We start from the raw sequence: 23,797 nt of genomic DNA, 5'->3' as shown, positions 1-23,797 counted from the left end.
CTCCTTTATGATGGGGTCGATACGGCTGAGCCAGAGTACGTACAAGCGGAGAACGCAACAAGGCATGCACGGCCGCGCAACGCCTCGTGGCTTGCCGAATCAGGCGAATGTCCCAATAATCCATGCATCGTTAGGGAGAAAAACCACACCATGGACATGAAACGCATCAACGCGGGCAAGCTGCGCGCCATCGGTTACGACGCGCGCGAGCGCATCCTGCGCGTGGAATTCGACGACGGCAGCGCGATCGATTACGCAGGCGTCGGCAGCGAGGTCTGGCGCCGGTTCTCGACGTCGGGCGCGGCCTGGAGTTTTTATCGCGACAATATCGAGGAAGAGTTCGCGGGTACGCGCGGGCGCGCGGCGGTGGCCAGTAAACGGGCGGAATTGGATGCGTTATTCAAGCGGCCCGACGAAACGTAGGATGGGCACCCCGTGCCCATCATGCGGACTGCCCAAGCAACCTGGCGCAGAATAAGACGCGAAACCTCGTAGGGTGGGCACCACGTGCCCACGCGTTCAACGGATGCCGGCACGGACACGGCAGATCGCAGATCGCGTATCACCGCGTGGGCACGGTGTGCCCACCCTACCGCCCATTTCAACGGTGACAAAAGAATACCGTTCGCACCGTAGCGCCCTTTTCAACGGTAACAAAAGAATACCGTTTCGCGCGGCTATAAAAAAACGCCGCCCCGGTTTCCCGGCGCGGCGTCAACTCTGCTTTGATCAGTGTAACCGATCAGGCGCCCGAACGGTCAGGCAGATTCCTTCAACTGCTCGAGAATCGCCGGATTTTCCAGCGTCGAGATATCCTGGGTGATGCTCTCGCCCTTGGCCAGCACGCGCAGCAGGCGGCGCATGATCTTGCCGGAGCGCGTCTTGGGCAGGTTGTCGCCGAAGCGGATCTCCTTCGGCTTGGCGATCGGACCGATCTCCTTGCCAACCCAGTTGCGCAGCTCGGCGGCCAGCTTCTTCGCCTCCTCGCCGGTCGGACGCGCCTGTTTCAGCACGACGAACGCGCAGATCGCCTCGCCGGTCGTGTCGTCCGGCTTGCCGACGACGGCCGCTTCCGCGACGATCGGGTGCGCCACGAGCGCGGACTCGATTTCCATCGTGCCCATGCGGTGGCCCGACACGTTCAGCACGTCGTCGATGCGGCCCGTGATGGTGAAATAACCCGTGTCCTTGTTGCGGATGGCGCCATCGCCGGCCAGGTAGCACCTGCCTCCCAGCTCGTCCGGGTAATAGGCGCTGCGGAAGCGGTCCGGGTTGTTCCAGATGGTGCGGATCATCGACGGCCACGGACGCTTCACCACGAGGATGCCGCCCTGCCCGTTCGGCACGTCGTGGCCGGCTTCGTCGACGATGGCGGCCATGATGCCCGGCAGCGGCAAGGTGCAGGAACCCGGCACCATCGGCGTCGCGCCCGGCAGCGGCGTGATCATGTGGCCGCCCGTCTCCGTCTGCCAGAACGTATCGACGACCGGGCAGCGCTCGCCGCCGATCTGCGTGTAGTACCACATCCACGCTTCCGGATTGATCGGCTCACCGACGGTGCCCAGCAGGCGCAGGCTGGACAGGTCGTAGTTCTTCGGATGCACCTTCTCGTCCGTGTTCGAGGCCTTGATCAGCGAACGGATCGCGGTCGGCGCCGTGTAGAAGATGCTGACCTTGTGCTTGGCGATCGTGTCCCAGAAGCGGCCCGCGTTCGGGAACGTCGGCACGCCCTCGAAGACGATCTGCGTGGCGCCGACGGCCGTCGGGCCGTAGCAGATGTACGTGTGGCCCGTGACCCAGCCGATATCGGCCGTGCACCAGTAGACGTCGTCCGGCTTGATGTCGAAGGTCCACTTCATCGTCAGCGCGGCCCACAGCAGGTAGCCGCCGGTCGAGTGCTGCACGCCCTTCGGCGTGCCCGTCGAGCCGGACGTGTAGAGGATGAACAGCGGGTGCTCGGCATCGACCCACTCCGGCTCGCACTGGCCGCTCTGGCCGTCGACGAGGTCGTGCAGCCACAGGTCGCGGCCCTGCTGGAAGTCGATGTTGCCGCCGGTGCGCTTGTAGACGATGACGTCGCGGATCGTATCGCAGCCGCCCAGCGCCAGCGCCTCGTCGACGATGGCTTTCAGCGGCAGCGGCTTACCGCCGCGCAGCTGCTCGTCGGCCGTGATGACGGCGACGGCGCCCGCGTCGATGATGCGCTCCTGCAGCGACTTCGCCGAGAATCCGCCGAACACGACGGAGTGCGTCGCGCCGATGCGCGCGCAGGCCTGCATGGCGGCCACGCCTTCGATTGACATCGACATGTAGATGATGACGCGGTCGCCCTTCCTGATGCCGCGCGACTTCAGGCCGTTGGCGAATTTGCACACGCGCTCGTGGAGTTCGCGGTAGGTGGCGCGGGTGACCTGGCCGTCGTCGGCCTCGAAGATGATCGCGGTCTTGTCGCCGTTGCCGTTCTCGATGTTGCGGTCGAGGCAGTTGTACGATGCGTTCAGCTGGCCGTCCGCGAACCATTTATAAAACGGCGCATTCGATTCGTCGAGGGTCTGGGTGAAGGGCTTGTGCCAGGCGATGTTCTCGCGCGCCAGGCGGGCCCAGAAGCCTTCGTAGTCGCCGGCGGCTTCGTCGCACAGCTTGTTGTACGCATCCATGCCGGAGATGGCGGCATCGGCTGCGAATTGTGCGGGCGGCTGGAACACACGATGTTCCTGCAGTCCCTGATGTTGGGTCTCGTTCTCGGCCATACTAGTCTCCATTAGTAGTAATTTTGCCTCATACCTTAGGCGCGCTCGCTTACTGAGCCCTTACAGGACATCCCGCCGCGCGCCGACCAGCATCCCTCGTGGCATTCTACCAACCTTACGCCGGCGATGAAGCCAAGCCAGCAAGGCGGGACGGGTGTAGAATGTTGAGCTGTCTTGACCGCCGCCGCTTTGGAAAGCCCGCCTCGATGCTCGATTCGCAACCCTCGTCCAGCGCAAGGAAACGCAGCGCCATCGCCAGTTTCATGTTCGCCAGCCGCTGGCTGCAACTGCCCCTTTACCTGGGCCTGATCCTCGCGCAGTGCGTGTACGTGTTCCATTTCTGGGTCGAACTAAAAGACCTCGTGCTCGCCGCGCTCGGCAACGAGGCCGCGCTGCAGCACATCTTCCAGGCCGTGGCCGTACCGGGCGCACCGCTGCCGGACAAGCTGAACGAGACGACGATCATGCTCGTCGTGCTCGGCCTGATCGACGTCGTCATGATCTCGAATCTGCTGATCATGGTGATCGTCGGCGGCTACGAGACGTTCGTCTCGCGCATGTATCTGGAAGACCATCCGGACCAGCCGGAATGGCTGTCGCACGTGAACGCGTCCGTGCTGAAGACCAAGCTGGCGATGGCCATCATCGGCATCTCGTCGATCCACCTGCTCAAGACGTTCATCAACGCCAAGTCCTACGATGCGCAGACGATCATCGCGCAGACCTGCATCCACGTCGTGTTCCTGCTGTCGGCGATGGCGATCGCCTACACCGACCGGATCATGATGAACACCCAGCACCAAGCACACAACTAGCACCACGTAATCCCAGACCCCCACAGCGAGAATCACATGACTGTCATTAAACAGGACGACCTGATCGAATCGGTCGCCGCCGCGCTCCAGTACATCAGCTACTACCACCCCGCCGACTACATCCAGCACCTCGCGCGCGCCTACGAGGCCGAGCAGAGCCCCGCCGCCAAGGATGCCATCGCGCAGATCCTGACCAACTCGCGCATGTGCGCGGAAGGCAAGCGCCCGATCTGCCAGGACACCGGCATCGTCAACGTGTTCCTCAAGATCGGCATGAACGTGCGCTTCGAAGGCTTCGGCAGCGGCTCGATCACGGACGCCGTCAACGAAGGCGTGCGCCGTGCCTACAACTTCGCCGACAACAAGCTGCGCGCCTCGATCGTCGCCGACCCGCACTTCGAGCGCAAGAACACCAAGGACAACACCCCGGCCGTCGTCCACATGGAACTGGTCCCGGGCGACACGGTCGACGTGATGGTCGCGGCAAAAGGCGGCGGCTCGGAAAACAAGACCAAGTTCGTCATGCTGAACCCGTCCGACTCGCTGGTCGACTGGGTGCTCAAGACCGTCCCGCTGATGGGCGCCGGCTGGTGCCCGCCGGGCATGCTGGGCATCGGCATCGGCGGCTCCGCCGAGAAGGCCATGCTGATGGCCAAGGAGTCGCTGATGGAAGACATCGACATGTATGAACTCAAGGCACGCGGCCCGCAGAACAAGCTGGAAGAGCTGCGCATCGAACTGTGCGACAAGATCAACGCACTGGGCATCGGCGCGCAAGGCCTGGGCGGCCTCACGACCGTGCTGGACGTGAAGATCAATATGTACCCGACGCACGCGGCCAGCAAGCCGGTCGCGATGATCCCGAACTGCGCCGCCACCCGCCACGCGCACTTCGTGCTGGACGGCTCGGGCCCGTCGTACATCGAACCGCCGGCGCTGTCGACCTGGCCGGACGTGAACTGGACGCCGGACACGCAGAAGAGCAAGAGCGTCAACCTCGACACGCTGACGAAGGAAGAAGTCGCATCGTGGCAGCCGGGCCAGACCCTGCTCCTGAACGGCAAGATGCTGACCGGCCGCGACGCCGCGCACAAGCGCATCCAGGACATGCTGGCGAAAGGCGAACCACTGCCGGTGGACTTCACGAACCGCGTGATCTACTACGTCGGCCCGGTCGATCCGGTGCGCGACGAAGTCGTGGGCCCGGCCGGCCCGACGACGGCGACCCGCATGGACAAGTTCACCGACATGATGCTCGAGAAGACGGGCCTGATCGCGATGATCGGCAAGGCCGAACGCGGTCCGGTGGCGATCGAATCGATCAAGAACCACAAGTCGGCGTACCTGATGGCCGTCGGCGGTTCCGCCTACCTCGTGTCGAAGGCGATCAAGTCGGCGAAGGTCGTCGGCTTCGAAGACCTGGGCATGGAAGCGATCTACGAGTTCGAGGTCAAGGACATGCCGGTGACCGTGGCCGTCGACTCGACGGGTACGTCGGTGCACGAGACCGGTCCTAAGGAATGGGCCGCGAAGATCGAATCGCTGAAGGGCATTCCGGTCGCAACGGTTTGACGTCGTTTGAAATTGGGGCCCTGCCTGCGCAGGGCGACGTGCGAACTTGGACTGCTCCGTTCACACGTCGTCCCCGCGCAGGCGGGGACCCAAGTTTTGTCCGCGTAACCACAACGCCTCCTGCCGGGTTACCATCTCCCCATGAACACCCAAGCACACCCCGAAGATGCCCCCGTCGGCATCTTCGATTCCGGCCTCGGCGGCCTCTCGATCCTGCGCCACATCCGCGCGCAACTCCCGCACGAACACCTGCTCTACGTGGCCGACACGGGCTTCGCCCCGTACGGCGACAAGTCCGAACACGTCGTCGCCGAACGCTCGCTGGCGGTGGCCCGCTTCCTCGTCGAACGGGGCGCCAAGGCCATCGTCGTCGCCTGCAACACGGCGACCATCTCCGCCGTGAAGCTGATGCGCGCGAGCTTCCCCGACCTGCCCATCGTCGGCGTGGAACCGGGCCTGAAACCGGCCGCCGCCGCCACGCGCACGGGCAAGGTCGGCGTGCTGGCGACCGAGCGCACGCTGGCCGGCGCCAAGTTCCTGCAACTGCGCGACCAGGTCACGGAAGCCACGGGCACGCAATTCCTGCTGCAGCCGTGCCGCGGCCTCGTCGACAAGATCGAACTGGGCGACACGGAAGGCACGCTGCAACTGCTGCACCGCTACGTGACGCCGCTGCTCGACGCCGGCGCCGACACGCTTGTCCTGGGCTGCACGCACTACCCGCTCGTGCAGGCGGCAATCGAAGACGTGATCGCATCCACGGGCGCACGCGACGTCGCGCTCGTCGACACGGGCGAAGCGGTGGCGCGCCAGCTGGTGCGGCTGCTCGACGCGGGCCGGGTGCTCCGTTCAGCTCGCGACGACGCACCGGCGTGGCTGGAGGCGTACACGAGCGCCAGCGCCACCGCGCTGTCGGCCGCGTTCAACGGCCTGATCGGCATCGATCCGCCGGTGCAGGAAGCGACGTTCGGGGCGGCGTAGGCGTGCGCCGCACTGCTGGGTCAATTCGATTTGCCAGATTGCGAATGACGCTATATAATCTCGTTCTGTCTCGGCAACAACGAGACAGCAAGTAAGACAGTGGTGGCTGTAGCTCAGTTGGTAGAGTCCAGGATTGTGATTCCTGTTGTCGTGGGTTCGAGTCCCATCAGCCACCCCAAGAATTCAGCAGTAAAAACAAAGGGTTACATGCTTCTGGCTTGTAGCCCTTTTGTTTTTTTGGAACATGAATTCCAATTTTTTGGAAGATGCTTAGTAAAGGCGCTCAAAAATGCCCCACGATCCGGCCAAAATTGCTGACATCCTGCAACGTGCTGAAGTCATTCTCGCTACGGCTCGCGAGGGCCTATCTGACCTTCTTCTGCCGGATCGTAGTAGGCGCACCACGGGACTTCACAACCTAATTGTTTTTGGGCGTTCAGTCAGTTTCGTTTTGCAGAACCTTACCTCAGCGGCAGACGGCTTCGATGAATGGTATGTCGAGGAGCAGGCAGCCATGAAGGCAAACCCGCTTATGCGCTTCATGAACGATGCTCGAACAGAAATTCTAAAAAAGGGCGTGCTGAACGTGCACTCATCCGTGCACTTCAAAGAATGGACCTCGGACAACGTTCCGCATCATACGAAACCCCCAGGCGCAATTATGTTCTTCATGGGTGACACGCTTGGAGGATGTGGTTGGCTCGTTGAGCTTCCCGACGGTACAAGGGAAAAATATTATGTGGCGGTGCCCGATAACGTCGTCGTTGGACAGTATTTTTCTGACATTCCAACTGAGAAGTTCCCCGAGCTCGAGGGCCTGACGGTGGATGAAGCAGCGAAACAATACCTGGATGAGATGGCTGCTTTGCTGGAACGTGCGCGTGCCAGATTCTTGCCGCCAGCGCCGGAGCCGAAATCTCACCTCCGCTTGGTGAAAGGATAAGCATCGCTGGTGGCCGATGGTACTCACCCCGATTACCGCCTACCGTTTTGACTGGCGCCCGCCAGCGACGGAGGTCAGTATAACTGCCTGCTGAGAAAGGCCTCTGATTATTCCGTAGCTCTAGCGGTTTTCTTCTTCCGACGGTCGTAGACCTGCTTCACCATCCGATCGCTGCTGTGCCCAGTAGCGTTCGTGATGTTTTCGCCCCCTGCGTCTACCCGGCCCATCACTGCCGCAGGCTGCATGTCCTTGAGCGTGAACCGCGCGAACTCGATCCTCTCCTTCTCTACCTTCTTCCTGACACATCCAACTCCACACGTTGTCCGCTTCCATCAGCTCAACCGTACGCCACCCCAGCCGCACATAGTCTAAAATACATGTCGAAAATGTACTTACGTCAATCATATTTGAGCAAATGAATTATTTGCCCTATACTTGATCCCGATACACACTCAAAAAACGAGCGGCAGGCATTGCGTTGACCTGGCCGCCATGCGGCCCCGCCGCAGCGCGGATGCGCCCCGCAGCATCCACTCTTTCAACGGGTCCAGACGCCGGCCGACCCCGCCGCACTGCGACCGCCCGCCTCCGCGCACCGGGACGGATCTGCCTTCCCCGCCGGCCGCGCCGAGGTCTCTCTCCGAGGGCCGATCACTTATGACCCCAGTAACACCGTCGCACCGCCACCGCTTCGACAAGGTCCGCCTGCTCGCGAGCGCATTCGCGCTGTGCGTGTTGCTTGCACCGCCGTCGCAGGCCGCCAGGCGCAAGCCTGCGCCGCCCACGACGCCCGCCATCGCCGACTTCACGCGGTTGAGCGGTTCTTATCCGAGCGACTGCGCAGCGCCGATCGACCCCGCCTTGTCGGGCATGGGCGAACCGACCGCGCGGCGCTGCGCCTGGAGCCAGCGCGTGCAGATGCTGTACTGGCGCGCCATCCCGACGCCGGCGGCCACCTGCCTGCCGCCGGCCGCCATCGCGTGGCATCGCCTCACGCAGGCCATCCATGCGGACGCGCCGCCATGGAGCAGCGTCTGGTCCGGCCGGACCGTGACGTCCGGCGCGGCCGATACGCAGCAGTTGGCGGCCATCTGGCGCGGCGACGACGGACAATGGTCGGCGGCACTGTGGCGCTGGCAGCCGTCCGACAAACCCGATACGCGCGACTGGCAGGCCGGCCATTGGAGCGACGTGACCAAGGCGGCGCATGCCATCGATGCGGGCAATCCGCTGCCGGCCGCGTCGCCGCTGTTCGTCGCCTGGCGCGATGCGTCGAAGGGCAAGCCGCGCGTGCTCGACGGCGATACGTGGCGCTGGGTGTCCGAGAAGACCTGCCTCCGCCTGGAAACGGCGGGCATCACGCAGACGCGCATCCACCTGCCGTATTCGCGCGACGACGCGCGGCTGGAGCAGCGCAGCGGCATGCAGGTGCAGCTGGCGCGCCGCTTCCCCGACGCCGAATGGCTGCAGCCGTTTTCCCTGCTCGACCCGGCCCAACCCGGCGCGCGCACGGGCGCCAAATTCATCGCGGTTTGGAAGGAAGGCCGCAGCGTCAAGGGACAGCTGTGGATTCCGCTGCGCGACGATGCGGGCATCGTGCGCGCGCGCATCGTCAGCGACCTGGCGCCGGCGTCGCCCGAGCGCCAGAAGGAACTGGCGAAGCAACGGGCGGACGTGATCGAACGCGAGCTGACCGCGCTCGCCCATGCGTGGGAGGTGCGCCATGAATGATGAACTGTCCACACCACTGTGGCTGCTGTCGCCGCTGGCCGTGCTGGGCGCGGGCTTGATGCTCGCGCTCGTGATCGGCCTGACGCTGCAACGTTTCAAGATCCCCAAATTGTATGGCGCCGTGATCGCGGGCCTGCTGCTCGGTGCGACCGGCGGCGGCTTCATCGACAGCGCGCTGCTGACCCAGTTCCAGGAACTGCTCAACGGCGCCGCCGCGCTGGTGCTGTTCGAAGTCGGCCGCAAGATGGACCTCGCGTGGCTGATGCGCAGCGGACGCCAGGGCGCGAGCCTGCTGCTGGCGACGCTGGTGCGCGGCGCGGCGGCCGCCGTGACGCTCGGGTTGCTCGGCCTGCCGTGGGGCGCCGCGATCTTCATCGGGTCGATCCTCATCGCCGTCAATCCCGTCATCCACAGTTCGATGGTGGCGGACGAAAACGCCAGCGGCACCAGCACCTTCGCCACGTCCAACATGGTCGGACTCTCCAACCTCGTCGCCCTGCTCGCGCTGGGGATCACCCTGGCCTGGACACGCAGCCACGGCGTGGATGCGGGCGGCGATTTCGCCAAGGAGCTGATGCGCCAGGGCGGCAAGCTCGCGGTGGGCGCCGGGATCGCCGTCCTGTCCTACGGCGTGTACGCGCTCGCCACGCGGCTGTGCAAGGTGCCGGCGACGCTGCGTCCCGGCATGCTGCTGGCGGCGCTGCTGATCGACCTGGGCCTGTGCTCCGTGACGGCGGCGAGCGCCCTGCTGTCGCTGTTGCTGATGGGCGTCCTGCTGCGCAACGTCGAGAAGCGCGACAACGTGTTCCAGGCCCAGTTGAAGACCGCGCAGGACATCGGCTATGTGCTGCTGTTCCTGATGTCGGCCGCGCTCGTCGACCTGCAGCAGCTGCTGCACGGCTGGGCGATCCTGGCGGCCGTGACGGTGTTCGTGGTCCGCATCGCGGCGACCCGCCTGGCCCTGTGGCCCGGTACGGCGTGGGACACGCGCAAGCAGCATGCGATGTCCTTGTCGATGTGCTCCCTGGTGAGTTACGGCGGTCTCGTCGTCGACAACACGCTGAATGCCTACACCGGGCTCGATGCGACGTCCACCGCCGTGATGGGCGCGCTGCTGGCCCTGAACGTCCTGCTCGCGCCCGGCCTGACCTGGGTCGGCCTGCGCCTGGCGGGCGAAACTTATCGAGGAGGTTCGCAATGAGCGAGTTGATGAACGACGAAGCGCTGGTCAAGTTGAAACAGGACGCCCAGGCGCAAGCCGTGTCCGGCCAGGGCCCCGCCTACCTGCCGGACTTCAAGGCGTCGACGGTCGGCACGATGGGCATCGAACTGGAACTGATGGTGCTCGACCGCCTCACGTTCGACCTGTTCCCGGCCGCGCCGGACATCCTGCGCCTGCTGGACAAGCACGACAAGCCGTGGGTGCACACGCCGGAAATCACGACGTCGATGCTGGAAGTGGCGACCGCGATCCTGACGTCGTTCGACGAGGCGGCCGAGCAGCTGGAGCACATCCGCACGACGGTGCAGCGCGCCGCATTCGACGTCGGCGCATCGATCTCCGGCGGCGGCGCGCACCCGTTCCAGAAGTGGAACGAGCAGCGCATCTACCCGAAGGAGCGCTATTTCGAATCCGAGCGCAAGTTCGGCTATCTGGCTAAACTGTTTACCGTGTTTGGCATGCACGTGCACATCGGCGCGGGCTCGCCGGACGAGGCGATGCGCCTGTGTTCGTGGCTCACGCAGCGCGCGCCGCTGTTCATCGCCCTGTCGGCCAACTCGCCCTGCTGGCAAGGCGAAGTGTCCGGCTTCTGCAGCTCGCGCAGCAACGTCGTCGGCGCGTTCCCGATGAGCGGCATCCTGCCGTACGGGATCCGGACGTGGAACGACTTCCGCGCCCACTTCGACGAACTGGCCGGCCACGGCATCGTCAACAGCATCAAGGATTTTTATTGGGACGTGCGGCCCAAACCCGAATATGGGACGATCGAACTGCGCGTGCTCGATACGCCCCTGAAGCCCGTCTACGCGGCCGCGCTGGCCTGTTACGCGCGCGAGCTGTGCCTGGAATGGGCCGCCCAGCCGGGCCGCTGGCCGGGAAGCAGCAGTCGCGAACTGTACATCTGGAACCGCTTCAACGCGGCGCGCGACGGCGTCGAGGCCAGCTGGATCGATCCGGAAACGGGAGTCTCGATGCCCATCGGGGAAGCGATCCGCGCCGACCTCGAACGGCTGCGGGGCCGCTCGAGCGACCCCGGCTTCGGCAAGGCGTGCGAGGTCATCGAGCACCTCATGAAGGACGGCGGACAGGCGCGCTGGCTGCGCGCCCATCTCGCGTCCGGCGGCGGCATGAACGACCTGGCGCGGATGGCCAGCGAAATGTTCGAGGACGGCGCGCCGCTGGCTTGAATCAGGAGCGGTTCGGATTGGCGGGATGGCGGTCGACGCGGTTCGGTACGCCGTCGCCGTCGCGGTCGCCGTGGCGCCAGCCGCCGCGATCCAGTTCCCAGCCGCGGTCGCCCTGGCGCCATTCCGGACGGTGCCAGACATAGCCCGGACGCACCCGCTCCCAGTGGCCGCGCATCCACACGTAGCGGTGGCCGTTCCAGTTCCAGTAACCCGGCGCCCATTCATAGCCGTGGCGGGCGGCCGGCACGACTTCGTGGCGCGGCGGCGGCGGCGCCGTGCGGACGACGACGACCTCCCGCGCGAACGCCTGCGCGGGCAGGACGGCGGCGGTGCTGACGAGGGCAAGAGCGGCGGCACAGAGAATGCGTTTCATGGTGGTTCTCCTTTCGGTTCGTTGTGAGACCACTATAGCGATTCGCCGGGCGCGTCAGCGGGATTGATGCAAGCGCTTACAACCGAAACATGCCGCCACATCCCGGTAACAAAAAGGGCGCCCCCGCAGGGACGCCCTTTTCAGGCTTGTGGATGCCGCCGGGCCGCAGGTCTCGTGCGCACCCGGCAAAGATGCCGGGGACGCAATGCCTCACCTGGGGCGCCGAGCCGGACCGGCCGGCATCCACAGGCGATCAGTCCAGTCTCCAGGCGTAGTCGACCTTGGTCCAGGTCTGGGCCGGTGCGCCGTCCTTGGTGCCCGGCTTGAACTTGCAGGCCGACAGGCCCTTGAGCGCAGCCTTGTCCAGACCCTTGAAGCCGCTCGACTTTTCCAGCTTCGAATCGGCCACCGAGCCGTCGGCATTGACGAGGAAGGACACGACGGTCACGCCCTGCTCTTCGTTCATCAGCGACGCTTTCGGATACTCGACCTTGCACTTGTTCGGATCGAACGTTGCCGGCGTTTCGCCTGCGAAAGCCGAACCGGCGACACCCGATACCAGCAGAGCCATCAGGCTCATAACAAATTTCTTATTGGACATTTTTATTACCCCCGAAAAACAAAGTTTTTTTTGATGCCGGCGCGATCACCGGCGCTGGACGAGCCGTCCTGGCTCAGAATTCTTCCCAGTCGTCGCTGGCGGCAGCCGCCGCGACCTTCTTCGCGGTCGATCCAGGCGCATCGGCCGGTCGCTCGCTCGGCGCCGGTGCGGCGGCCTTCGCCTTCGCCTTCGCCCTGGCCGGACCCTGGGCCGGCTTCTTCAGCTGCGGCTTGGCCGCACGGACGACGACGGCACGGGTGGCGACTGCGGCCGGTGCCGGAGCTTCCGCGACGACCGGCTCCTCGCCTTCGGCCAGTTTGAAGATGCTGACGACGCGCTGCAGTTCCGAGGCCTGGTCTTGCAGGCTCTGGAAGGCGGCGGCGGCTTCTTCCACCAGCGCGGCGTTCTGCTGGGTCATGCCGTCCATCTCGATGATCGACACGTTGACCTGCTCGATGCCGGCGCTCTGTTCGGCACTGGCGTTGGCGATGTCGCTCATGATGTCGGTCACGCGCTTGACGCTCGCGACGACCTCGTCCATCGTCTCGCCGGCCTGGCCGACGAGCTTGCTGCCGCGGCCGATCTTCTCGACGGAGTCGCCGATCAGCTGCTTGATCTCTTTCGCTGCCGCAGCGGAACGCTGGGCCAGGTTGCGCACTTCCGAGGCGACGACGGCGAAGCCGCGGCCCTGTTCACCGGCACGTGCCGCCTCGACGGCCGCGTTCAGCGCGAGGATGTTCGTCTGGAAGGCGATGCCGTCGATGACGCCGATGATGTCGGCGATCTTGCTTGCCGAGCTATTGATCTCGCCCATCGTGCCGACGACCTGCGACACCACTTCGCCGCCCTTGCGTGCCACATCCGACGCGGTGGCAGCCAGGTGGTTCGCTTCGCGGGCATTGTCGGCGTTCTGTTTCACGGTCGACGTCAGTTCTTCCATCGCCGACGCGGTCTTTTCCAGCGAGCTGGCCTGCAATTCGGTACGCGACGACAGGTCGGTGTTACCGGCCGCGATTTCACGCGATGCCGTGGTGATGGTGTGCGTGCCGCGACGCACCTGGCTGACGATGTCGACCAGGCTGTTGCGCATCTGGTTCATTTCGACCAGCAGGCTGCCGCGATCCGACGATTTGGTGTCGATGGCGATCGACAGGTCGCCTTCGGCGATGCTGCCGGCGATCCGGGCGGTATAGCCCGGCTCGGCGCCCAGTTGCTTCAGCAGGCCGCGGGTGATGACAGTGGCGGCGAGGATGCCGAGCGTAACGGCCAGGCCCAGCAGCATGAGCATGAAGTTGCGGGCGCTGGCGAAGGCGGCCTCGGCATCCACCTGGCTCTGCGCATTCTGCTTGTCTTCCAGGCTGCCCAGCTGGTCCAGCGCTTCCAGCCATTTCTTCTGGGCCGGACGGATTTCCTTGACCATCACGCGGGTGGCGTCCATCGCGTTGTTGGCCAGATACAGTGCCGACGCCTTGGCGATGGCCGGCATGGCCGCGCCTTCGGCTTCTTTCACTTGGTTCAGCAGGGATTTTTCCTCAGCCGAAGCTTCTTCCGAGAATTTGGCCGCCAGCTTGCCCTGCAGGGCGTCGTACTTGGCGGTCTGTTCCTTGAATCGGTTCAGTTCCGGCTCCATGTCGGCCGGATCGGTCATCAGGGTCAGGGTACGCAGCGACGTGACACGCTCGCTCACGTTGTTGCGCATGTCGACGACCAGACGGGTCACGATATTATTGACATTCACGACGTGGTCGAGCCGGTTCTGGATCTGCGCCATGCGCAGGATGCCGATGACAGTGACCATGACCAGCAGCACGAGTACGAGGGCAAAGCCCAAGCCCAGACGTGCGCCGACCTTCATGTTTGCGAGATTCATTCCTTATCTTCCCTGTTCCAAGTGATCAGATCCGCCCGGGTGCCTGCCGCCCCGATGCCGTCTCTTTTTTGTTACGGAAAGTCCATCTTCCCGGTGGACTTGCGTATTTCCGTCAGGATAAATCAAAACGGCGAATTGCAGACAGAAAACATGCACCGTTGTAATTATGTTTCACCACAACAACAGGATTAGATGTCGTGCAAGGAGAAGAGCCTAGATTATGGGTGTATTCTTGCTTTTCGGCAAGGAAGACGATGCAGGTGATTCCAAGGCTGCATCGTTTTCTGTAGCGGATTTTGAACATCCCGACCACGCGATGCGGCCGGGGTAGGAAAATGACAAATTACGCTGCCAGGCGGAGACGGCCGGCGGCTTCGAGGAGGAGTTCGGGATTGCCTTCGGCGAGGCGGCGGGAGTCGGACAGCAACTGGCGGAATGCGCGCGCGCCCGGCAGGCCGGCCATCAGCCCCAGCATGTGGCGCGTGATGCTGTTCAGGCGCAGGCCCAGCGCGCCGTAGCGGTCGAGTTCGGCGCGAATATACGGGATCATCGCTTCCAGCACCTGTTCGCGCGACTTCGGCGGCGTCGCGTCGCCATAGAACCGGGCATCCCAGCCTGCCATCACGTACGGATTGTGATAGGCCTCGCGTCCGATCATGACGCCATCCACATGCTGCAAATGGGTCGCGATCTCGTCGTCGGTCTTGATGCCGCCGTTGATGATGATCTCGAGATCGGGGAATTCGCGTTTCAGCTGGTACGCCACTTCGTAGCGCAGCGGCGGGATCTCGCGGTTTTCCTTGGGCGACAGTCCTTTGAGCACGGCATTGCGCGCATGCACGATGAAGGTCTGGCAGCCGGCGTCGGCGATGGTGCCGATGAAATCGCGGACGAATCCATATTCCTCGTTATGGTCGATGCCGATGCGGTGCTTGACGGTAACGTCGATACTGACGGCGTCGCGCATCGCCTTCACGCAATCGGCCACGAGCTGCGGCTCCTGCATCAGGCAGGCGCCGAACGCGCCCTTCTGCACGCGCTCGGACGGGCAGCCGCAATTCAGGTTCACCTCGTCGTAACCCCACTGCTCGCCCAGCTTCGCGCTCTTCGCGAGGTCGGCCGGATCGCTGCCGCCCAACTGCAGCGCGACCGGATGCTCGATGTCGTCAAAGCGCAGGTGGCGCTCGACGTCGCCGTAGACCAGGGCGCCCGTCGTCACCATCTCTGTATACAACCACGTGTGCCGGGTGATCTGGCGGTGGAAGACGCGGCAATGGCGGTCGGTCCAGTCCATCATCGGAGCGACAGATAAACGGCGGCCCTGATAGATATTTTTTTTCACTGGGTTCTCATAGGAGAAACCCGGATTTTCTTGGTTCTGATCGTTCATTTTGCTTCACTATTTTTCACAACGTTCTACTGTACCAGTGCCACAAATACTGCCACAATTTGTCACATGAGTTCGGCCAGATCGGCTGGTAGAACGCACACTTACAACACGGAGAACACGTGGCATCATTTTCCCAGGTAGGCAGCAAGTGGCAGGCACGCATCCGCAAAAAAGGCTTCCCACCAACCTCTGCAAACTTCGACACGCACAAAGAAGCGAAGGAGTGGGCAACGAAGACAGAAGCCGCGATGCTGAAGGACAAGCAACGGTTAGCACGGGCAGCTAAAGACCTGACGCTCGGCAAGCTGATTGACCAGCATTTCGAGAAAGAGCCTGCTAACAAGAAGTACGGCAAGAACAAAGTTGCCATTCTCAATCGTCTCAAAAGGACAATGGGCGCCGTTCTTGTCAAAGCGTTAACCTACGACTTTCTTGCGAACTTCGTTGACAACCGCGTTTCACAAGGTGCAGGTGGGGTCACCATCGGCATGGACATCGCCCAAATCGCTGCGCTCATTACCTTCGGTAGCAAGCCGAACAAGTATCACTTCGACATGGATGTCTTCGGCGACGTGCGCGAGTACATTGTCGACTGCGGTCTTGACCCCAAGTCAAATGAGCGAGACAGGCGGCCTACCGAAGAAGAGCTAACCAAGATAAAAAAGCACTTCGACGAGAAGGAACGCCAGCAAATCCCTATGTCCGCGATCATCGACTTTGCTGTCTTCACTGCAATGCGTGCTTCCGAGATCACTCGCTTGAAGTGGTCAGACGTCGACTTCGAGAAACGGACCGTCATTATACGCGACAGGAAGCACCCGAAGAAAAAGAAAGGGAACCATCAGAAAGTTCCACTTCTGGCTGAAGCTTGGGCGATCCTGATCGCCCAACCACGCACTCATGATGAAGTGTTCCCGTACGATGCGAAGACCTTCAGCACGATCTTCCCGAGGGCTGTAAAGGCTTGTGGCATCGAGGATTTGCGGTTTCATGATCTTCGCCATGAGGGCACGTCCAGGCTCTTTGAAAAAGGCTACGACATCCCGCGGGTTGCAATTTTCACAGGCCACCTCGACTGGAAGATGTTAGCTCGGTACGTCCAGCTGAAGGCTGAAGATCTACATCCAGACGAAGATGGAAACTTTTCTTGGCAGCGCCCATTGAAAAAAGCTGAGCCCGTTGCCGCCGCAGCATGAATACGAAAATGCCGCCTCCGTAGGCGGCATTACGTTACTTGCATGTCAGTTTTACATCCGTCTGCATCGGCGCCGCGGATTGCACGCGTGCGATGCAACGGTTCGTTGAACGCTGCGTACGCAAGGTAGCTGTTGAGCTGCCATTTTCTATATAAAAGACTATAGAAAGACTAGGGGAATCTGAAACCCAGCATCCATGCGGGTTTCAGCGGTTTTCTTGTCAATAAAAACTAATAGTTCTTCGACTTAAAGACTATTAGCTTATCAGCGTTCAAACTAGTAGCCTGTCACTGATAAACTATTATCTTATCAGTGAATGACTACTAGCTTTTAGGCCGATAAACTACTATTCAGCGTTTTGCTGAGGCTGACCTGGCTAGATGAAATCGATGCGGATGCCGTGTCTGGTGGCCCAGGCCAACCTCACGGCGCTGATGTACTCTGGGCCGGTGTCGCAGCCGATCGCGCGGTCAATAACCGGATGTTGTCAGCAAGCTCTGTGTATACTACCAAGATCATGTGAAATAAAGCCGACCATGAGCGAGGGCGAAGATACTAACACGACATCGAAATCGATCGATAAGCTTCGTGCCTCAAAAGCGGGCCATGCTTACCATGAAGCTTGGGCCGCGCGTACGGCCCTCGAACTCCTCCCGCCATCGTCCGATCTAACTTCCATCACGCTCGAGGGTTTTAGCGAACTTGACGAGCAGAACCTAGGAAACGGCGCCGTCGAAATTGCCGACCTCGTCCGATATCACGGTGGCGAGGATGTTGGCCGAGCGCATCGTGTTACGGTTGTCCAGTTCAAATACTCGATTGCAAGCGCTATAAAGCCTGTCAGAGCCGCGGACTTCGCTTCGACCCTTGTGAAATTCGCCGCCGCCGATGCCGAACTCAGGGCGATGCATGGCGAAGCTCACGTTCTCGCTGTGCTCCGTTACGAGTTCGCGACAAACAGGCCCATCCATGAAAACTTGCAGAAAGCGATCTCGGCGATTATTGCGGGGGTGTCTGACATCGGTGATACGGCCCGGCAGGCAGCCCAGATCGCAGACGCCCTCGCAGCGTATCCCCATCCATTTTCCGAGCTGCTAGGTCGACTGGAACTAGTCGGAAGCAAAGGGAACTTGTCCGAAGCCGAACGCGGAATTTCCAAGGTACTTGCTGCCTGGAGCGAACCCGGCGATCCCGATGCCGAGCTGCGCCTTCTCAAGTTACGCAATCTCATCAGGCTCAAGGCGGGCCCTGGGAGCGAGACTGACAAGCAAATTAATCGCGTAGCGATCCTGGCCGAGCTCGGTGTCGAACACGAAGATAGACTGTACCCCGCGCCCGACGCGTTTCCTGAAGTCGAGATCGTCATTCAGCGTAAAGCGCTCGGCGAGATTGCACGTCACGCTCGCGAAGAGGGTAGTCCGCTCATCGTCCATGCCGCCGGCGGGATGGGCAAGACCGTACTGATGCAGGGTCTCGCGGAGGAATTGCGGCTCGATGGTCCTGTTGTCCTATTCGATGGGTTCGGTGCCGGCCGTTGGCGAGATCCGGCCGACGGCCGGCATCTGCCTTCGAGGACGCTTGTCCACCTGGCCAATCTCCTGGCCGCGCAAAGCCTTTGTGACATCCTGTTGCCAGTGGCAGACGTGACTGGGTTGATGAGGGCATTTCGGCGGCGGCTTGAACAGGCGGTCGAGAGTGCCCGGCAGACATGCAGCACGGCGTGCGTGTCCCTCGTGCTGGACGCGATTGACCATGCCGGGCTCGCGGCAGAAGATACGGCGACCACGTCGTTCGCGCACCTGATATTACAAAGCATCAGTGTCAGCCCGATCGATGGCGTTCGCATCATCGCATCATGCCGAACCGAACGGCTCACTTTGGCGACCGGCGGCGCCTCACATCGTCCGTTTCCAGTCCCGTTATTCACGGATGTGGAGGTGCGTGCCCTGGTCGGACGGCGCGTTCCAGACGCCTCCGCTGCCGAGGTCGCCGCGCTGCTGACACGATCGGGTCGCAATCCGCGTTGTCTCGACAACCTCCTGACTTCCGGGCGGCCATTCGACCCAGTGAACTTTCCCAACGCTTCCGAACAGCCGCAGGATTTGCTCGACGCGTTGCTCCGCAAACGACTCGATGAGGCGCGTTCAACTGCGCGCACCCGTGGTGCGCGTGATGCCGACATCGACCTTTTGCTAACAGGGATTGCGTTGCTAGCGCCGCCCGTGCCTATTGAAGAGCTCGCTGCTGCTCACAGCTTGCTGGTAGAACAGGTCGAAAGTTTCGCGGCCGACCTGGCCCCCTTATTGGAGCGAACGCCACACGGCCTGATGTTCCGCGACGAGCCGACCGAAACCCTTATCCGAAAAGACTTTGGCAATCTGCAGGCTGCTCGCGCAAGCATCATCGCCACGCTGCAAGAACGCCAGCTCAGCTCCAACTATGCGGCGCGCGCGCTGCCGGCGCTTCTCACCACGCTGCGCGATGCCGATCAGCTCATTCAACTGGCCTATGATGAGCGTGTTCCCCGAGGCGCATCGCAGGTCAGTGGACGCGATATACGGCTGGCGCGGATTACAGCCGCGATCGCACTGGCTGGAGAATTCAACCGCCGCGACGATCTTTTTCGGCTACTCTTGGAAGCCTCGCTCGTTGCTGCAGGCCACGAACGGGCCGACCGATTTTTATATGACTATCCGGATCTAGCGGCTGCGGCGGGTGACCTCGAGGCCCTGCGCCGGCTCGCTGCGACCACTGCAGGCTGGCCGGGCGGAAAGCACGGAGCTCTTGCACTTGCGAGCGCTTTCGGCGGCGACCAGGATGAAGCGCGGCGCCATGCTCGTCGATCGATCGATTGGTACAATTGGGGCGCACGTACGCGCCGCCACTCGTATTTCGAGAATGAGAAAGTTTTCAGAGAGCGGGACGATATCGGCTTTGCCTATATCGAGCTGATCGAAGGGAACGGTGTAGGCGTTACGAAGTTCTTCGCTCGTAAGGGTGAAGAGCGTGCCTTCGCAAAATTCCGGGAAGTATTCGATCTTCTTGACCGCCACCGACACTCAGCACACTCGCCTGGTACGCGTCCCCTTGCCCGGTTGTTGCGCTCTCCCCTCCCCTCCCGAGCCCTTCACGCGGCTGCGCTTCCATTTTTCGCCCTTGAATCGCAAGCCAAAAGGCTCGTCAAGGCCATGGCGGCTGCACCTGCACCCGATGTTGCCGATGCTAAGAATGAAGGCCTGGCGCTGGCAAGCGTGCTGGCGGCGGCGCGGGCGGTCGATCTTGGTCTGGAAAGCGAGGCGTCCAACATTCTGGCTGCAGCGCTCCTTACGCCACCAAATATCTATCACTATACAAGTTCGTTCCATATCGACCGCAGGATCCAAGTGGCCGTTCTGGCTGCGGGTGTCAAAGCCGCGTTGAACCGCAAGCGCGCTGAATTGGTCGACATCGCACCGGCAGAGTTCATCGCAATGGTGCCAGCCGGACAGCGATTGCGGGGCGCAGCGGCCTTCGGCAAAGCGCTCGACCGGAAATTAACTGCTCCAAAATTCGATGGTAAGCGCCGCCGGAGGAGCCATGCTAGTCTGGACGAGAAAAGAAGGTCCGAGTACTCGCATGCGCTCAGCAGCCGTATCTTGCCGCTGCTGAACTACGCACATGATGTAACCGATATCGTTCGTCCTCCACATGGAAAAACACGTCGTGAAGTCGTGACGACTGCGTTCGAACGGCTCGTCCACGATGTCGAACAATCTTCCAATTACCCATATCAGGACGGAAAGGCATATGTAGCACGAAATGGTTTCCGCCTGTTCTTCGAGGTCGCCGACATACTTGGCGTTATCGATACCGCGCTTGCCGAGCGAATGGCCGAATGGGCCGCACACGCTCCTGGCTTGTTCACGCCCGAACTGACACACACGGTTGCCCGGCTGTCGCGCATTCCGTCGTGCCACGACGCTGCGCTCCTTTTGGCCGGCCATGTCGACTGCACGATTCAACGGGAGACCGATGTTGGCGCCAGGGTCACGGCATACGGAGAGCTTGCCCGTGCGGTCTGGCGCGTCGGCATCGAGGAGGCATCTGTATACTTCCGCCGTGCGCTCGATCTGGCTGAAGCCATCGGATCCGACGACTTCGATCGTACAAACCATCTGCTGGAAATTGCGAGGCACTATGCCGGGCCCGAACTTCCCCCGGTGGCGGCACACACGCTTGCGCGCATCCTCGAGTTGAACCAACACGAGGATGGTAAATTCCCTTGGATTGAATACGCGCAGGCGATGGTACCAATTGCCGGCCGCACGACGTTGGCAATGCTGGCGCGGCAGGACGATCGTGACGTATCTCGATTCGGTCTATCCCTTGGCCCTACATTGACCGTCCTTGTGCACCACTCGAAGCTGTCGGCCGATGTCGCTGCCGCCCTGTTTGGCCTGGCTGCTCCAATCGAAGCGTGGACGTGGCATATCTCAGACTTCGCATCGGAGGTTTTGGCTTGCCTGCCTCGAGAGCGCCGCGAATGGTTCTTCGACATGCTTTTAATCGAGATTGACCGTAACGATCAACTGTCTCCCTCAGGTAAAACCATCGAGCAGTTACATGCACTTGCTCAGTGCAGTCTTCCTGCTGATTCGCAGGCCCGATTACGCATCGCCGGCTTGCTTGCCCGACGCGGAATCCGCGCGGAATCGCGAACTTCCCTTCCGCTGCAAACCTCGACGGAAGTTCCTGCCGGCTCCCAAGTGGATATTACAGACCCTGATGCGATCGACCGCCATATACTTGACGAGGAAATTGACGAGAGAGGAAAGCGCTGGCCAATTAGAAGATTGAGCGACTTGGCCAAGCAAGCGCGTTCACCAGCCAGGCGGCTGGAATTCGTCCGCGCGGTCGTTGAAGTAACAGCTGCGACGCTCACCGACAAGATTTACGCGCTCGACGAATACCTGGACGAGTGGAGCAAGTTGTCGGTTGCTTTGCGCGAGGCGCTGCCAACACTCGGACTGCGTCTTGGGACCAGGCACGCGGCCGAACTCGCCGGTTCGAGCGTCGAGGCATGGGGTGGCTGGCGGGGTCTCGAGCAACATTTTCATGTCGACCGGTCTTCTCTTGTCGAATACGTTGTCGCCGCGCTGCGCAGCTCTGCACATAGCCTCGGCGGCAACGCCTGGCTTGCACTGGCCGCGCGGCTGGCGCCGGGCACCGACGCCGGCGCGATTGCAGAGGGGCTTGAGCGGTTCCTTGCGAACAGTGCGCAGAAGCTGCCAGCAGAGGTCGGCGACGGCCCATGGAGCGTCGGATTCTCGGTGCCAGCCGATGAAGCGGCTTTCGTCGCCAGCCTCGTGTGGGCAAGGCTCGGCCATCCGGATGCCAAGATGCGATGGCGCGCCGCACATTCGGTAAGGCGCCTGACGGCGATAGGACGCCATGACATCATCACGAAGTTGATCGAGCGCTTCAATTCATTCGCTGTGCCATTCAACGATGTGAAGCTGCCTTTCTACGTTATGCATGCACAGTTGTGGCTACTCGTCGCCCTTGCCCGCATCGCGAAGGACGAGGCATCCCACCTAGTCTTCCATCGACCATTTTTCGAAAACATCGCGTTTTCAACTGAGTTTCCCCACGTCGTGATGCGCGCGTTTGCAATCGACATCGTTTCGGCGCTGGCACAGTCGTTGGCACCTTCTGAGAAGGAAGCCCTCATTGCCCAGCTGGCCCTGACGAACCAATCACCTTACCCCCACGTGCCAAGCACAGGCTTCGGCGAATACTGCTACATGGACAGGCCGGACACCTCGCCGAGGCTGGACAACAGCTTTCAGCTCGACTACGACTTCAACAAGTACCAAGTCGAACGTTTGTGTCGAGTCTTTGGCTGCCCAGGCTGGGAAGTAGCAGATCGCATCGATGCGTGGGTGCGACGCTGGGATAAAGATGTCCGAGGTATGCATGAGTGTCCTCGTAGCCGCGGCCATGAAGACGGTTCGTCGTCGGAATATGTCCCTGGCCACGATCAGTATGGCAGCTATCTCGCATGGCATGCACTTATGCTGGTTGCCGGCGATCTGCTCGCTACGCGCCCGGTTGTTGGGAAGGACTGGGACGGCGATGTCTGGGACGCGTTCCTAAAAGAATACACGCTGTCACGTCCGGACGGTCTTTGGCTGGCCGATCTGACCGATCCGTTTCCGCTTGACCTGTACAAGGACGAAGATGTGCCGATGCCGGAAAGCGGCGAGCGCAGCACTGCACAGGAAGACAGCAATCTCTTGGCACCAATGCTAGGTCTGGCGGATGGTACGGTATCGGCAGATTGGGTGCCGGTGGCAGGACGTTGGTCGATCGCGCAAGACACGACGGTAAGTGTTCGTAGTGTGCTTGCGAATGCCAGCGATGCACAATCGCTTGTCATGGCACTGCTATCAGAAGAGCCATTCTTCCGGTGGCTGCCGAGCGATGAAGACGAGGTTGCGCGCGATTGCGGCGGCGACGATCACACGGTTCAGCCTTGGGTTGCAAAGCAGCCTAACACGGACATTCAGCTCGATCGGCACGACCCCTACGCAGCGATGGATGCACTCCACAGGCCATTCCCATCTGACTGGGTACGAGACCTGATGGGGACGGTTCCCTATGACCCAGCTGTACGACACTGGTCAACTAACGGGAAATTGGCTTACCGTGCAGACGCTTGGGGTGCCAGCGGTGGACGGGGTGAGTATGCGTGGAGCCTGGCGGGGCATCGCTTGTTGATCTACAGTAACGAAGTACTTTCGCTGCTCCAATCCTCCGACCGTAACCTCGTCGTCTCAATTATTTTTCAAAAATACCACAAAGGAAAATCCACTGGGCGTCCTGGCGATACCAGCGCTTTCACACATCGTTCCTTGGTCGTGGTTATTGATGAACACGGCCAGGTTTGGTCGCCGCGAAGTCTATCTCGCCGCGCCATAAATGCGCTGAAGTTACTGCCCAAAGATCAGCAGTCGGATTTTTATTCGCGCTTCCGTATTATTGCCGGCCTGCCAGATAAACGGCTATCACAACGCAGTCACCGTCTCGCTATCGACGGATTACTTGAACGTCTATTACAGGGCCAAGCGCTGGATGACGAGGACGATGAACGTGCGTAAAAACAGTTAGAGGGTGTAGTCCGCTAA

General features: G+C 61.7%; 15 protein-coding genes and 1 tRNA gene. 11 read left to right on the top strand and 5 right to left on the bottom strand.

Translation table 11 applies throughout. The features are described 5' to 3' along the window. Positions 1-156: 156 nt before the first annotated feature. Positions 157-423 (top strand): KTSC domain-containing protein, encoded by a 267-nt coding sequence (locus tag ACEN9Q_RS03215; RefSeq protein WP_495627342.1) that lies wholly within the window; start codon positions 157-159, stop codon positions 421-423. Positions 424-758: 335 nt separating this feature from the next. Here the strand turns inward: ACEN9Q_RS03215 and acs are convergent, their stop codons facing one another. Next, a complete protein-coding gene (gene acs, locus ACEN9Q_RS03210; protein WP_495627341.1) occupies positions 759-2,750 on the bottom strand; it encodes an acetate--CoA ligase in 1,992 nt (663 codons plus the stop codon). Between the two features lie 206 nt (positions 2,751-2,956). Here acs and ACEN9Q_RS03205 point away from each other — a divergent pair, with 206 nt between their 5' ends. The 8 genes from ACEN9Q_RS03205 to ACEN9Q_RS03170 all read left to right on the top strand — a co-directional run bounded on the left by ACEN9Q_RS03205 (position 2,957) and on the right by ACEN9Q_RS03170 (position 11,201). Continuing rightward, positions 2,957-3,565: a TIGR00645 family protein gene (locus ACEN9Q_RS03205; protein ID WP_495627340.1), complete on the top strand. Its 609-nt coding sequence runs from the start codon at positions 2,957-2,959 to the stop codon at positions 3,563-3,565. A gap of 36 nt (positions 3,566-3,601) precedes the next feature. After that, complete coding sequence (locus ACEN9Q_RS03200; protein WP_322403884.1) at positions 3,602-5,137, top strand: fumarate hydratase; 1,536 nt, start codon at positions 3,602-3,604, stop codon at positions 5,135-5,137. 141 nt (positions 5,138-5,278) lie between these two features. Beyond that, positions 5,279-6,118, top strand: a complete 840-nt coding sequence (gene murI / locus ACEN9Q_RS03195; RefSeq protein WP_495627339.1) for a glutamate racemase — start codon at positions 5,279-5,281, stop codon at positions 6,116-6,118. Between the two features lie 102 nt (positions 6,119-6,220). Next, positions 6,221-6,296 (top strand) — tRNA-His (locus ACEN9Q_RS03190). A 111-nt stretch (positions 6,297-6,407) separates the two neighbouring features. After that, positions 6,408-7,061 carry an Ea47 family protein gene (locus ACEN9Q_RS03185; protein ID WP_495627338.1) on the top strand — a complete coding sequence of 218 codons (654 nt, stop codon included), beginning with the start codon at positions 6,408-6,410 and terminating at the stop codon, positions 7,059-7,061. A gap of 657 nt (positions 7,062-7,718) precedes the next feature. Continuing rightward, the gene (locus tag ACEN9Q_RS03180; RefSeq protein WP_495627337.1) at positions 7,719-8,792 is read left to right on the top strand and encodes a hypothetical protein; all 1,074 of its coding nucleotides are present in this window, start codon (positions 7,719-7,721) and stop codon (positions 8,790-8,792) included. Further along, positions 8,785-9,993 (top strand): cation:proton antiporter domain-containing protein, encoded by a 1,209-nt coding sequence (locus ACEN9Q_RS03175; RefSeq protein WP_495627336.1) that lies wholly within the window; start codon positions 8,785-8,787, stop codon positions 9,991-9,993. Before ACEN9Q_RS03180 ends, ACEN9Q_RS03175 begins: the two co-directional genes overlap by 8 nt. Further along, positions 9,990-11,201: a YbdK family carboxylate-amine ligase gene (locus ACEN9Q_RS03170; protein ID WP_229412628.1), complete on the top strand. Its 1,212-nt coding sequence runs from the start codon at positions 9,990-9,992 to the stop codon at positions 11,199-11,201. The genes ACEN9Q_RS03175 and ACEN9Q_RS03170 overlap by 4 nt, the downstream gene beginning before the upstream one ends. Before the next feature lies 1 nt (position 11,202). Here the strand turns inward: ACEN9Q_RS03170 and ACEN9Q_RS03165 are convergent, their stop codons facing one another. The 4 genes from ACEN9Q_RS03165 to dusA form a co-directional block, all read right to left on the bottom strand. Continuing rightward, the gene (locus tag ACEN9Q_RS03165; RefSeq protein ID WP_495627335.1) at positions 11,203-11,574 is read right to left on the bottom strand and encodes a YXWGXW repeat-containing protein; all 372 of its coding nucleotides are present in this window, start codon (positions 11,572-11,574) and stop codon (positions 11,203-11,205) included. A gap of 253 nt (positions 11,575-11,827) precedes the next feature. Further along, positions 11,828-12,145 (bottom strand): energy transducer TonB, encoded by a 318-nt coding sequence (locus ACEN9Q_RS03160; protein WP_229412637.1) that lies wholly within the window; start codon positions 12,143-12,145, stop codon positions 11,828-11,830. A 103-nt stretch (positions 12,146-12,248) separates the two neighbouring features. Continuing rightward, complete coding sequence (locus ACEN9Q_RS03155; RefSeq protein ID WP_495627334.1) at positions 12,249-14,045, bottom strand: methyl-accepting chemotaxis protein; 1,797 nt, start codon at positions 14,043-14,045, stop codon at positions 12,249-12,251. A 343-nt stretch (positions 14,046-14,388) separates the two neighbouring features. Next, positions 14,389-15,387: a tRNA dihydrouridine(20/20a) synthase DusA gene (gene dusA, locus ACEN9Q_RS03150; protein WP_495627333.1), complete on the bottom strand. Its 999-nt coding sequence runs from the start codon at positions 15,385-15,387 to the stop codon at positions 14,389-14,391. A gap of 167 nt (positions 15,388-15,554) precedes the next feature. Between dusA and ACEN9Q_RS03145 the strand changes: the two genes are divergently transcribed. After that, the gene (locus tag ACEN9Q_RS03145; RefSeq protein ID WP_495627332.1) at positions 15,555-16,631 is read left to right on the top strand and encodes a site-specific integrase; all 1,077 of its coding nucleotides are present in this window, start codon (positions 15,555-15,557) and stop codon (positions 16,629-16,631) included. Positions 16,632-17,167: 536 nt separating this feature from the next. Next, positions 17,168-23,770, top strand: a complete 6,603-nt coding sequence (locus ACEN9Q_RS03140; RefSeq protein WP_495627331.1) for a hypothetical protein — start codon at positions 17,168-17,170, stop codon at positions 23,768-23,770. The last annotated feature ends 27 nt before the right edge of the window (positions 23,771-23,797 follow it).

Source organism: Massilia sp. Masssp93 (assembly GCF_059491295.1).
This window is presented reverse-complemented; position numbering and strand designations above follow the sequence as displayed.

Excerpts from the sequence above, each read along its gene's own strand:
- ACEN9Q_RS03180 (WP_495627337.1), top strand. The coding sequence starts at position 7,719 with ATGACCCCAGTAACACCGTCGCACCGCCACCGCTTCGACAAGGTCCGC.
- ACEN9Q_RS03205 (WP_495627340.1), top strand. The coding sequence starts at position 2,957 with ATGCTCGATTCGCAACCCTCGTCCAGCGCAAGGAAACGCAGCGCCATC.
- ACEN9Q_RS03165 (WP_495627335.1), bottom strand. The coding sequence starts at position 11,574 with ATGAAACGCATTCTCTGTGCCGCCGCTCTTGCCCTCGTCAGCACCGCC.
- ACEN9Q_RS03160 (WP_229412637.1), bottom strand. The coding sequence starts at position 12,145 with ATGGCTCTGCTGGTATCGGGTGTCGCCGGTTCGGCTTTCGCAGGCGAA.
- ACEN9Q_RS03170 (WP_229412628.1), top strand. The coding sequence starts at position 9,990 with ATGAGCGAGTTGATGAACGACGAAGCGCTGGTCAAGTTGAAACAGGAC.
- ACEN9Q_RS03155 (WP_495627334.1), bottom strand. The coding sequence starts at position 14,045 with ATGAATCTCGCAAACATGAAGGTCGGCGCACGTCTGGGCTTGGGCTTT.
- ACEN9Q_RS03175 (WP_495627336.1), top strand. The coding sequence starts at position 8,785 with ATGAATGATGAACTGTCCACACCACTGTGGCTGCTGTCGCCGCTGGCC.
- ACEN9Q_RS03215 (WP_495627342.1), top strand. The coding sequence starts at position 157 with ATGAAACGCATCAACGCGGGCAAGCTGCGCGCCATCGGTTACGACGCG.
- ACEN9Q_RS03140 (WP_495627331.1), top strand. The coding sequence starts at position 17,168 with ATGAGCGAGGGCGAAGATACTAACACGACATCGAAATCGATCGATAAG.
- murI (WP_495627339.1), top strand. The coding sequence starts at position 5,279 with ATGAACACCCAAGCACACCCCGAAGATGCCCCCGTCGGCATCTTCGAT.
- ACEN9Q_RS03200 (WP_322403884.1), top strand. The coding sequence starts at position 3,602 with ATGACTGTCATTAAACAGGACGACCTGATCGAATCGGTCGCCGCCGCG.
- acs (WP_495627341.1), bottom strand. The coding sequence starts at position 2,750 with ATGGCCGAGAACGAGACCCAACATCAGGGACTGCAGGAACATCGTGTG.
- ACEN9Q_RS03185 (WP_495627338.1), top strand. The coding sequence starts at position 6,408 with ATGCCCCACGATCCGGCCAAAATTGCTGACATCCTGCAACGTGCTGAA.